Source organism: Winogradskyella thalassocola, assembly GCF_900099995.1.
Taxonomy (GTDB): Bacteria; Bacteroidota; Bacteroidia; order Flavobacteriales; family Flavobacteriaceae; genus Winogradskyella; species Winogradskyella thalassocola.
The window spans coordinates 92832-105834 of record NZ_FNCZ01000008.1 but is presented as its reverse complement, the minus strand read 5'-3'; the positions used below and the strand labels follow the sequence as shown (position 1 = coordinate 105834).

General features: G+C 32.7%; 9 protein-coding genes. 6 read left to right on the top strand and 3 right to left on the bottom strand.

Annotation, left to right across the window (positions count from 1 at the left end; all coding sequences use genetic code 11):
• Window positions 1-53: 53 nt before the first annotated feature.
• Window positions 54-1169 (bottom strand): N-acetylmuramoyl-L-alanine amidase, encoded by a 1116-nt coding sequence (locus BLT80_RS16125; protein WP_092469857.1) that lies wholly within the window; start codon window positions 1167-1169, stop codon window positions 54-56.
• 110 nt (window positions 1170-1279) lie between these two features.
• On the opposite strand from BLT80_RS16125, the gene BLT80_RS16120 reads away from it, so the two are divergent.
• From BLT80_RS16120 to BLT80_RS16110, 3 genes are all read left to right on the top strand, one after another.
• Window positions 1280-4042, top strand: coding sequence for a putative LPS assembly protein LptD (locus BLT80_RS16120; RefSeq protein WP_092469855.1), 2763 nt, complete (start codon window positions 1280-1282; stop codon window positions 4040-4042).
• A 206-nt stretch (window positions 4043-4248) separates the two neighbouring features.
• Entirely contained in the window at window positions 4249-4629 is a 381-nt protein-coding gene (locus BLT80_RS16115; RefSeq protein WP_092469853.1) for a Rid family detoxifying hydrolase, read from the top strand.
• A gap of 146 nt (window positions 4630-4775) precedes the next feature.
• Window positions 4776-5813: a peptidoglycan bridge formation glycyltransferase FemA/FemB family protein gene (locus tag BLT80_RS16110; RefSeq protein WP_092469851.1), complete on the top strand. Its 1038-nt coding sequence runs from the start codon at window positions 4776-4778 to the stop codon at window positions 5811-5813.
• Window positions 5814-6384: 571 nt separating this feature from the next.
• Here BLT80_RS16110 and BLT80_RS16105 read toward each other — a convergent pair.
• A complete protein-coding gene (locus BLT80_RS16105) occupies window positions 6385-6936 on the bottom strand; it encodes a hypothetical protein (RefSeq protein ID WP_092469849.1) in 552 nt (183 codons plus the stop codon).
• A gap of 135 nt (window positions 6937-7071) precedes the next feature.
• Here BLT80_RS16105 and BLT80_RS16100 point away from each other — a divergent pair, with 135 nt between their 5' ends.
• The 3 genes from BLT80_RS16100 (at window position 7072) to BLT80_RS16090 (ending at window position 10692) form a co-directional block, all read left to right on the top strand.
• The gene (locus BLT80_RS16100; RefSeq protein WP_092469967.1) at window positions 7072-7836 is read left to right on the top strand and encodes a TIGR02757 family protein; all 765 of its coding nucleotides are present in this window, start codon (window positions 7072-7074) and stop codon (window positions 7834-7836) included.
• A gap of 207 nt (window positions 7837-8043) precedes the next feature.
• Window positions 8044-9084, top strand: coding sequence for a GMP reductase (locus BLT80_RS16095; protein ID WP_092469847.1), 1041 nt, complete (start codon window positions 8044-8046; stop codon window positions 9082-9084).
• A 120-nt stretch (window positions 9085-9204) separates the two neighbouring features.
• Window positions 9205-10692 (top strand): S10 family peptidase, encoded by a 1488-nt coding sequence (locus tag BLT80_RS16090; protein ID WP_092469845.1) that lies wholly within the window; start codon window positions 9205-9207, stop codon window positions 10690-10692.
• A 403-nt stretch (window positions 10693-11095) separates the two neighbouring features.
• Here BLT80_RS16090 and rpsA read toward each other — a convergent pair whose 3' ends face one another.
• On the bottom strand, window positions 11096-12925 hold the full coding sequence (rpsA, locus tag BLT80_RS16085) for a 30S ribosomal protein S1 (RefSeq protein WP_092469843.1): 1830 nt from the start codon (window positions 12923-12925) through the stop codon (window positions 11096-11098).
• Window positions 12926-13003: the final 78 nt, after the last annotated feature.

Sequence of the window (13003 nt, the reverse complement as noted above, 5' to 3'; positions counted from 1 at the left end):
GGCTTTACTTTAGTTCGTAAACAAAATTAGGAATAAATATACTAATAATGTTTCTAATTTGATTCTGTTTTTAACGCATCTGCGACGTCAATTTTTTTACCATCTTTATAAGCTACAATAAAAGCACCCGAATACCCAGATAATTTGGCTTCGTTTTGAAGTTGTTTTACTTTATTGTAATCGGAAGTTTTCCCGCTAAAATACTTATAAATATTGCCCGATTTTTCTCGTGAAATATCAGTTAGCCCTTTAAAATTATACGATTTAGCTTCCAGTTCTCTAGAACTTGCAGCAATTTGAACTTTAAATGTAATGCCTTCTATAATTCTAGGAGTTTCTTCTGCTTCTTCCATAGTTTCTGCATCAACTTGTAGTATATGGCTCCCAACGTTTTGATCGAGTTCTTTTTTATAATCAATGATAGCTGTCTTTATAGCATTTGCCATTTTAGACTGCCCAGCTTTAGTATTAAGGTAACTCCCTTCACTATTATTCGTTAAAAACCCAACTTCTACCAAAACACTTGGCATATAGGTATTTCTAATAACTAATAAGCTCGCTTGTTTTAATCCTCTACTTTTACGTTTCGCTTTACTTATAAAATTATCTTCTATTTTACGAGCTAAAACAATACTTTGCTCAACATAGACTTCTTGCTCAATACCTATGGCTATTGTAGATTCTGGAGAACTCGGATCAAAGCCTGCATAATTCTCTTCATAATTATCCTCTAGGAAGATGACTTCATTTTCTTTCTTAGCCACATCAAAATTACGTCCTGTGTTTTTTTCACCCAAAACAAACGTTTCTGTTCCGCTAGCTTGTGAGCTATGTGCATTACAATGGATAGACACAAATAAGTCAGCATCTGCTTTGTTAGCAATATTTGCACGTTCGTGTAATTCTATAAAGACATCCGTTTTTCGCGTATAAATAACTTTTATATCTGGATTTTTCTCCAGCTCTCTTCCGACTTCTAAAGTTACTTTAAGCGCTATATTTTTTTCACTGTGCCCATTACCTACATTACCAGAATCGTGCCCTCCATGACCTGCATCTAAGACCACAACAAACTTTTCTTCTTGCGCTTGTAGAATTGTAAAAGATGTTAAAGTACTTATAAATAAAAAGCTTAAAAATACTATTGTAGGTTTTAGTGTCGTTTGCATATTAAATTTAACGGTTTATAAACTCGGTTTATTATAAAGAGCTATTTAGTAAAGCAGTATTTTTTAATTTCTAATTTTAATAAATTAATCACAAAAAAATAGCTGTACTTTTGGCGATTCAAAAACCGAGCCATACTTTTACAAAAATACATTTAAAAGCATTGCATACAAAAAGCTTACACATACTTTTTCTCTTGAGTTTTACAGTGTTTATTAACACTTTTAGCTTCGCCCAAGAATTACCAAAAAAGAACGGCGCTATTCCCGCAGAACAACGTAAGGATTCTACCACTATTGTAGTCGATACAATTATTAAACCTCCTATAAATACTAAGGAGATTGATTCTACTAAAAAAGATTCTGTAAAACAAAAAGGATTATTAGAAGGTACTGTAAAATATAAAGCTGCCGATTATGTATCCTTAAGTCAAAAAAAGAAAAAAATATATCTATACAATGAAGCGGAAGTAATTTACCAAGATATGGAAATTAAAGCCGGAGTGATTGTTATTGATTACAGTAAAAATTTGGTTTATGCTGGTCGGTTAAAAGATTCTACGGGTTACACGCAACGTCCTGTTTTTAAGCAAGGAGAGAATATTATTGAGCCCGATTCGATTGTTTTTAATACCGAAACTAAAAAAGCATTAGTTTTTAATTCTAGAACAGAACAACAAGGCTTTAAAGTGTATTCCCCTTTAACTAAGAAAGAAAACGATTCGGTTTATTTTATGAAGAACGGTCGATTTACAACGGCTGAAGATGAAGACGACCCAGAATATCAATTTGTAACGACCAAAATGAAATTGGTCCCTAACAAGAAGGTTATTGTTGGACCAACGTATATGGAGATTTATGGAATCCCTACTCCTATTGCATTACCATTTGCGTTTTTTCCTATGACACAAAAACAAACCTCAGGTATTATTTTTCCGACGTTTGGAGAAGATAGTAACAAAGGTTATAATTTACAAAATGGTGGTTACTATTTTGCAATAAGTGATTATTTAGATTTAGCTCTTCTTGGTGATTACTATACAAATGGTAGTTACGGTTTGCGCGTAGAAAACAATTATGCGTTACGTTATAAATTTAAAGGGAACCTAAGTTTTAGGTATGAAAATTTACTAAATAAAGAACGTGGGTTTCCAGATTTTACGCAAAGCACGGTTTATAACCTTCGATGGTCACATAGCCAAGATAGCAAGGCAAATCCTAATGCTCGTTTTTCGGCCTCTGTTAACTTAGGAAGTAGCTCATACTACCAAGAGTCTATTAACCAAATGAACCAGTCTAATTTTTTAAATAACACCCTAGCGTCTTCTGTTTCATATTCTAAAACATTTTCGGGCGAACCACAAGTCAACCTAAGTTTAACAGCAACACATAGGCAAAACACCAACACAGGTGATATTGATTTAACCTTACCAACCATGCAAGCATCCATGGGCAGAGTTTATCCATTTGCTCCAAAAACTGGGACTAAAAAAGGAGCTATTCATAATATAAACTTTCAGGTAACCTCTAGAGGAGAATACAGTATTAAAACTAACGACACCATATTTGGTAAGAGCGAAATGTTTGATGATGCCATAACCGGAATGAAACATAGCATACCAGTCACTACCAATTTTAAGGTCTTCGATTATTTTAGTGTTAGTGCCAATGCTAATTTGGAAGAAACATGGACACTTAAAACTGTTAAAAAATTCTACGACCAATCTTTAGAAGAAGTTGTATCTGTAGACCAAAGTGGTTTTGACCGCTTCTTAACGTATAATGTTGGTGCAAGTGTTGGTACAACTATATATGGAATGTACGATTTAGAGAATGAAGATAAAACGGCCAAGATAAAAGCGATAAGGCATGTTATGAGACCGTCTTTAAGTTATTCTATTAGCCCAGCGTTTAATCAATATTATGAAACCTATGAGGTCATTGATGCAGATGGCACCACTTCTGACGAGGTTGAATATACACGGTTTGAAAACTCATTATTTGGCAGCCCCGGTAATCGTTACTCTAGTAGTGTTGGTATCTCTTTAGGTAATAATCTTGAAGCTAAAATTCGTTCTAAGGATTCGACGAATACAGAACCTGAAAAAATATTTATATTAAATAACCTTAATTTCTCTACCTCTTATGATATTGCTGCAGATTCATTAAACTGGAGTCCAATTCGTATGAGTGGTGGTACTCAAATTTTGAATAAAAAGATGAGTATTAACTTTGGTATGACGCTTAATCCGTATGCTTTAGATAGTAATAATAACGTTATTAATACCTTCAATATTGATAATGGAGGAAGTCTTTTTAGGTTGACCTCTGCCAATGTAAATATGAGCTACACCTTATCTAATGATAGTTTTTCTGGTGGTGAATCGGATGAAAAAAGAGCATCTGCACAAGAATCTGCACGATCTGGAGGACGAACCGACGACTTATTTGGTAGGTCAGAAGACTATGCAGATAAACGGCTTTCAGACAGAGAGAATGATGATGATAAAGACGAAAACAACGAATTTTATAATTATAAAATGCCTTGGAGTTTAAGGTTGGCCTATTCTGCAAATTATACAAATACAAAACGTGACGATGCTATATCATCACATTCATTAATGTTTTCTGGTGATGTTGATATATCACCTAAATGGAGTCTTGGAGCATCTTCTGGGTACGATTTCCTTAACCAAGGATTCACCTATACACAATTACGTTTTGAACGCGACTTATTAAGTTGGCGTATGAATTTTTCTTGGATACCTTTTAGCGATCGAACCTCATGGAACTTCTTTATTGGTATAAAATCTAACTTACTTAAAGATTTAAAATACGATAAACGTAAACAACCAGATCAACAAGTTGGTAATTAAAAGAGTTCAACACGACTAATTTTCGCTTAAGAACATAAAGCTCTCAAAGTGTAATGCCCCAATTGTCTTCCGTAATTGCTTAAGCTCGACAAATTTTCATTTTGTTAACAACAGCAGAATATCATGCTTGTTGAAGTAAATTTGTATTACTAAATTTGTGTTACGTATAATTTAATAATAATTCCCATTTTCATGGGAACTAAAACATGAAAAAAATAATAAATACTATAAATGCGCCTGCTCCAATAGGCCCATACAATCAAGCCGTTTTATCAGGAAATATGCTATACACTTCAGGGCAAATAGCTTTACATCCTAAAACTATGGAATTAGTGATAGACGATATTAAAACCGAAACCAAGCAAGTTATGGAAAACATGAAAGCGGTTTTAGAAGCTGCTGATATGACATTTGAAAACGTTATTAAGTCGTCTATATTTATTAGTGATATGAACAACTTTAAGCAAATCAATGAGGTTTATGGAAAATATTTTAAAGAAGCCACTGCACCTGCTAGAGAAACTGTTGAAGTTGCCAATCTACCTAAGTTTGTAAATGTTGAAATTAGTATGATTGCTGTGAAGTAAATAAATCATTCTGTTTTTGAAGTTCATTTAATTCGTATTTAAAAGCAACTGAAATTTTATCGTTTTTTTTAAATTATTTACCTTTTAACATAAATAATTCATTATGTTTATACCGTTAATTTGCTATTAATTAAATTTTTATCGAAATGATTGAAATCATAAATGATAAGAAAGAATGGGGCACCCAATTATCTATGGCTCAACATTTTGACTTTTATCATACCTATGACTATCACCATTTATCAAAAAATGATGATGAATCACCTATACTTATTAAATATACTGATGGATTTACAACTCTAATTTTACCTCTTCTTTTAAGAAGCATTAAAAATACAGAATATAAGGATGCTACATCAGTCTATGGTTATGCAGGAGTATTAATTTTAAGCATAGACAAGCAATTCAAAAAAGAAAATTTTCATAAAGAGATCATTCAGCTTTTTAATGAAAATAACATTATTGCAGTATTTTCGAGACTTCATCCTTTTTTAGAAACGGAGGAATCAATTCTTGATGACTTAGGTAAAATTACGTCTCTTGGATATGTGGTAAATATAGATTTGACCGATAGCATTGAAATCCAAAGAGCAAAATTTAATAGACGATTAAAAACATATTTAAACAAATCTCGCAGATCTTGCACAGTAATAGAAGGTAACATTAGCGAACACCTTGAATTATTTATTGAATTGTACAATGAAAATATGAAACGAGTTGATGCGGACGATTGCTACTTTTTTGAAACAGACTATTATCATAAACTGTTATCAAGTAAAGATATTGATTCTTCCTTAATGCTTTGTAAACATAATGAAACACAAGAAGTCATTGCAGGAGCTATTTTTATAAAGACGGGAAATATTGTTCAATATCATTTATCGGGACTTAGTGAGGAATACTTTGATCTTAACCCTATTAAACTTATAATAGATGAAATGCGCATTCAAGCTACACATAAAGGCTTTACTCACTTTAATCTTGGAGGAGGACTAGGCAGCAAAGAAGACTCCCTTTTTCAATTTAAAAGCAGCTTCTCTAAAAACTATAAAACTTTTAAAATATGGAAGTATATTGTTAACGAAGATATTTATAAAATTTTAGCTGAAAATCATCTAAAAACTCAATTAAAAAACGAAGATCTAGATAAAGGCTACTTTCCTGCATATCGTGCACCAATATAATCCGATATCTCTTTTTTATTTGATGTAGAATTAATGTTTATTCAGTTTTAGCAGATTGTATTTTTTATAGAATCAAAACTCGTAGACCCAAAGTAGTCACTAAGACTAAAGTTTAGCGCGTATTATTATATGATTTTTTCTTTTAAAGACAACCTGTTGGTAGATAAAATTTCCACTCTCCAACTTTCTTACCGTTAGAATACTCACCTTCTTTTCTTAAATAATACTACATAATTTAAAATCATAACTATAGTTATTAAAGTAAACATTAAAAGTAATCATCATAAATCGAAACCGTTTTTGAGCATTTTTGTAAAACCGTGTATGCTTCCCTACGTTCATTTCATAATAGAAATATCCATGCTTATAAATTTTTATAAGGCCACATAATTTCGGTTTTCCGTCTTTATGACATTATTTAACCAAAATGGAATCAATCAATGTTAATTCTTCCATTAATTTTAAATAGTTTTTACCTTGTTGACAAAAACTAATTTGAATTACATAAATAAGAAAACCTTAAAAAAATAATTTCATTTCAGTATTAATAAAAATGTACTGATTGGTTTAATTATTCATATTGAATTTCACCTTCTTCATTTAAAATAGGCTTAAACCACGTCATATAATAAAACACATGTTTCCTTATATAAACCATTAGGTATATTCCTAATATAAGAATCGAACCATATATCATAACGAATATAAAAGCAGCCTTATAATCAACATCACTATTAAAGACTGAATTTAATTCACTAAACGTGCGTATTATAGTTACAGAGAACCATACTATTCCTGGTAAAAAAAAGCGACCATCAAATTTCCAGATATTAATCGTTACGAAAATTGAAAGTAAAAGAGAAATTAGATGTATAATATTAAATGCGATCATTAATTCAAATATGCCAATTAACTCAACTAGGATATAAAATCCCCAAATTAAAGAAAGAATTAAATGGACGTTTTTATATCTTTTCCAAAGCTTAAACGATGGTCTAGATGCCAACATAGCTCTAAGGTTTTCATCATTTAATTGGTCTTTATATTGATTATAGAGTGCTGACTTCCCAGCTCCTTCACTAATTTCTTTTGTTATTTGTTTTCTAATGTCTTTGTTGTTCATAAACCTATTAAGTAAGATTTTCCAATTTACACAAAAACGAAGTTAACTTTTTTATTAGATTCATCACATTCTAACATTTAACCAATTTATAAAGAAGCTGTATTTTTACATTAAATTCATAAGGTAAAATTGAAAATTAAAACATCAGAACTTAAAGATTTCTTAGACGAAAAAGTTAATCTCTACAATAATCCGAAATTTATTGAAAGCGATCCTATTCAAATTCCACATCAATTCTCTAAAAAAGAAGATATTGAGATTGCTGCCTTTTTAGCGGCCACCATTGCATGGGGAAATAGAAAAAGTATTATAAAAAACGCTAATCAAATGGTGGAGTTATTAGACCACTCCCCTTTTGAGTTTATAATGCAGCACCAAGAATCTGATTTAGAAAAACTAAGCCCTTTTGTACATCGTACATTTAACGGAAATGATTTTATGCAGTTCGTTGAAAGTTTACAACACCTCTACAAAAACCATAATGGCTTAGAAGCTGTATTTAGTAAATATGCTGAAAAGGATTCGCTTCAATACAGTATTCATCAGTTTAAAAACGTATTTTTTGAAATTCCACATTTAGAGCGCACACAAAAACATGTGAGTGATCCCCTTAAAAATTCTGCGGCAAAACGTATTAACATGTTTTTACGTTGGATGGTAAGGAACGATAATAACGGTGTCGATTTTGGAATATGGAAATCACTATCACCTTCGCAATTAAGTTGTCCTTTAGATGTCCATTCTGGTAATGTCGCTCGTAAATTAGGCCTTCTTAATCGCAAACAAAATGATGGAAAAGCATTAGCAGAATTAGACAAAGCCTTACGTCATTTAGACCCAAAAGATCCCGTAAAATATGATTTTGCTTTATTTGGTTTGGGGGTTTTTGAAGACTTTTAAATTGATATTCTATTCTGTGTTTAAAACAAAAAAACAATTAGGGCGTCCATTCTACTTTAGACTTCTTTAATAGAAAGTTGACGCTTTTTACATTCTAACAGTCTTGCTATAAACAATTGTTAATAAAACATTTTAAGACAAATGCAATTGTAAACATCCTTCCTTCTAAGAACTTGTATTTTTGGATATAACCAAACTTCTCCAAAGATGTATATAGAACACGATATTAAATTAGGCTTTAAAGATGTCATGATTCGCCCAAAACGTTCTACATTAAAAAGTAGATCTCAGGTCTCATTAGAGCGAAATTTCACATTTTTAAATAGCAAATCAACTTGGACAGGCGTTCCTATTATGGCTGCTAATATGGATACTGTTGGCACTTTCGAAATGGCTCTGGTTTTATCAGAACAAAAACTTTTTACAGCTATACATAAACACTATTCTACACAACAGTGGAACACCTTTTTAAATGCGGCTCCTAAAGATATTACCAATCATATTGCTATAAGCACTGGAACCGGAAAAGAGGATTCAAAAAAACTAAAAACGGTTTTTAAAAGTCATCCTGAATTGAAATTTATATGCATTGATGTTGCTAATGGATACTCAGAACATTTTGTGGAATTTTTACGACAAACACGAGCGCAATATCCTGATAAGGTGATAATAGCTGGCAATGTGGTTACTGGCGAAATGGTAGAACAGTTACTAATTTCTGGTGCAGACATTGTAAAAGTTGGTATTGGTCCCGGCAGTGTATGTACGACGCGTGTTAAAACTGGAGTTGGTTACCCGCAATTATCTGCGATTATAGAATGTGCAGATGCGGCGCATGGATTAGGAGGACAAATTATTAGCGATGGTGGCTGTTCTACACCAGGTGATGTTGCTAAAGCCTTTGGTGCAGGTGCTGATTTTGTAATGCTTGGTGGCATGTTTGCTGGGCATACTGAAAGTGGAGGCGAACTAATAACACGCAATGGAGAACAATACAAACAATTTTATGGCATGAGCTCTTCTACTGCTATGGAAAAATATGTTGGTGGGGTTGCAGAATACAGAGCTAGTGAAGGTAAAAGTGTTGAAGTACCGTACAAGGGAGATGTTAGAAATACGTTACAAGATATTTTAGGAGGTTTGCGAAGTACTTGTACCTATGTTGGTGCCGCACGCCTAAAAGAATTAACTAAACGCACCACATTTATCCGTGTTGCCGAGCAAGAAAATCAGGTTTATAATGGTTAGAATGTTTGCTGTATAGTATTAACAGTCAAAACAAACACATATATTTTAGGCTTGTTTAAGGGTTCTAATTTCAGTTTTCATTTTAGTATCTTTAAACTTTCCAAATAAAATCCATCTTATATGAATCATCGTCTTATCATCCTTTTTTGTATCAGTTTTACATTTAGCTTTTCTCAAAATTTAAAAATCCCCACAGATACTGCATACGTTACTAATCATTCGATTACGATTAAAGGCAAACCAATCAACTACAAAGCCGAAACAGGATTTCAGCCCGTTTGGGATGAAGAAGGTAAAATGATTGCGTCGCTTTATTACACCTATTACAAACGCACTAATGACACAAAAGACAGCAACAGACCAATCGTCTATTCTTTTAATGGAGGACCAGGTTCAGCATCCCTTTGGATGCATATTGCCTATACCGGCCCCAAGGTTCTAAATATTGATAATGAGGGTTATCCAACGCAACCTTATGGTGTAAAGGATAATCCAAATTCGATTTTAGACGTTGCCGATATCGTATTCATAAACCCAGTAAATACAGGATACTCTAGAAAAGTAGCTGATAAAGAAGGTAAAATGCCAGACGATAAATTATTCTTTGGTGTCAATGCAGATATCAAATATCTGGCAAGTTGGATGAATACGTTTACCACAAGACATAATAAATGGCAATCCCCTAAATATATTATTGGAGAAAGTTATGGTGGCACACGTGTTATGGGATTATCCTTAGAACTTCAAAATAGACAATGGATGTATCTTAATGGTGTCATTATGGTATCTCCTGCAGATTACAAGGTGCTTCGTGTTGGCGGCCCATTAGCTTCAAGTTTGAATTTACCTTACTATACAGCTGCTGCTTGGTATCATAAAATGCTTTCTCCTGCGCTTCAAAATAGAGATTTATTAGATATATTACCAGAAGTAGAACATTTTGCCATTAACGATTTAATACCAGCTATTGCTAAAGGAGGTTTTATTTTAGATGATGAAAAGAATGCAATTGCAAAACAGATGAGTTATTATTCTGGTTTGTCCGAAAAAGTTATTTTACAACAAAACTTAGATGTCCCAACACGTTTTTTCTGGAAAGAATTATTGCGCGATAAAACCGGAGAAACGATTGGGCGATTAGATTCTAGATATATCGGTATAGACAAAGTTGAAACAGGAACAAGTCCAGATTATAGTGCAGAACTCACCTCTTGGTTACATTCTTTTACACCTGCGATTAATTATTATATTCAGAATGAGTTGGGTTTTAAAACGGACGTAAAATATAATGTCTTTGGAAATACGGGTCGTTGGGATGACTCTAATGATACTACTAGAGATGATTTACGCCAAGCCATGGCGCAAAACCCATATTTAAAAGTATTAACACAATCTGGTTATTATGATGGTGCAACTACCTATTTTTCTGCAAAATATTCGCAATGGCAAGTTGATCCTAGTGGCAAAATGAAAGATCGTTTTTCATTTAAGGGTTATAGAAGTGGCCACATGATGTACTTAAGAAATGAAGACTTAATTAAAGCAAATGACGATTTACGTGAATTTATAGCGAACTCACTTTCTAATGGTAAATCGGCTAAATATTAAATAAAGCCCAATCCTTACTGATGATTTAATAACGAGTTCTTAATCGTAAAAAGATAAAGGTTTCCATAATGGAAGCCTTTTTTATTTTCACTAATATCATGATTAACGTACGTTGTCTAAAGACTTAAACTACCAAAGCACAACTACAGCATTATATTATTAATGAAATTGAAGATGAAAATACGATAAGAAAATTATTAAGAGAGATGTTATAATTAAACTGGGCTTGTATAAGCTAAATCATAAAAACTAAGTTTCAAAAGCTTACTTTTTATTTAACACTATTGTAACGATTAAAGAAAATACTGCTTTCATAAAATCATATATTGAATAAAAAAAGCCTCTCGAAAATCGAAAGGCTTTATAATATATAGGATGAGATTCCCGCTTTCGCTGGAATTTATTATTTCTTCCCGTCCATTTTATCTTTAAGAGCTTGTAAAGCATCATTTGCATCACCTAAAGTTGGTTTAGCTTCTGCCGCTTGAGCTTCCTGTTTTCTAACAGCTTGCTTAACGATTTTAGCTTCTTCTTCTCTAAATACTGCTGTATGAGATGCTACAACACGTTTGAATTCTTTATTAAATTCAATGATCTTGAATTCTGCTTCTTCACCTTTATTAAGTTTAGAACCATCTTCTTTCTCTAAATGACGTGCTGGTACAAAGGCAACGATATCTTCGTTAAAATCAATTGTTGCTCCTTTATCAACCATCTCTGTGATAGCTGCTTTATGAACTGTATCTAAAGCGAATTCAGTTTCATACTTGTCCCAAGGGTTCTCAGTAGTTTGTTTATGACCTAAAGATAATTTACGTCCATCAACATCTAACTCTAATACAACTACGTCTAAAGTATCACCTACATTACAGAATTCAGATGGATGCTTAATTTTCTTAGTCCAAGATAAATCTGAGATATAAATTAATCCGTCGATACCTTCTTCTAATTCAACAAAAACACCAAAGTTTGTAAAGTTACGTACAATACCTGAATGCTTAGAACCTACAGGGTACTTAGTAGTGATATCAGTCCATGGATCTGGTGTTAATTGCTTAATACCAAGAGACATTTTTCTGTCTTCTCTATCTAAAGTTAAGATAACAGCATCGATTTCATCTCCAACAGATACGAAATCTTGAGCAGAACGTAAATGCGTAGACCAAGACATTTCACTTACGTGAACTAAGCCTTCTACACCTTCTTCTACTTCAACAAAAGCACCGTAATCAGCGATAACTACTACTTTACCTTTTACTTTATCTCCAACTTTCACACCTTCTCCTAAAGCTTCCCAAGGATGCTTAGATAATTGCTTAAGACCTAATTGGATTCTTGATTTGTTTTCATCAAAATCAAGGATTACAACATTTAATTTCTGATCTAACTCAACAATCTCATTTGGATGGTTAATACGTGACCAAGATAAATCTGTAATATGAACTAAACCATCTACACCACCTAAATCGATAAACACACCATAAGAAGTAATGTTCTTCACAATACCTTCTAATACTTGTCCTTTTTCTAGTTGACCAATGATTTCTTTCTTTTGTTCTTCAATATCAGCTTCAATAAGAGCTTTATGAGAAACTACTATGTTTTTGAATTCGTGGTTGATTTTCACAACTTTAAATTCCATAGTTTTATTTACATACTGATCGTAATCTCTAATAGGCTTCACATCGATTTGAGAACCTGGTAAGAAAGCTTCTATACCAAATACGTCTACAATCATACCACCTTTAGTTCTACATTTTACAAAACCGTTAACGATTTCGCCAGTATCATGTGCATTGTTTACACGATCCCATGCTTTGATTACTCTCGCTTTTCTGTGAGATAATACTAATTGACCAGTTGCATCTTCACGCACATCAATTAATACTTCAACTTTGTCACCAACAGCTAAGTTTGGATTGTAACGGAACTCATTAAGAGAAATTACACCTTCAGATTTAGCGTTAATATCAATAATTGCATCACGATCTGTGATTGTGATAACAGTACCTTCTACAACTTCGTCATCTAAAGTGTCAACGAAATTTTCTGATACTAATTTTTCAAATTCTTCTAATTTAGTGTCCGCAACTTGCTCAATTCCTTCTTCGTAATTGTGCCAATCGAACTCTTTTAAGAATTTTTCTGGATTTGACTGAGCTTCAGAAATTACTGGAGCTTGTACTGCTTCAGTTGCTTCAACTTCAGCTTGATTTGTTTCTTTTTCAGACATGTGTGCTGAATTAAAATTTGTATTCTGTATCTTATGAAAGATTAGCGAAAAATCTACAGAAGTTATTATTAAATTTGT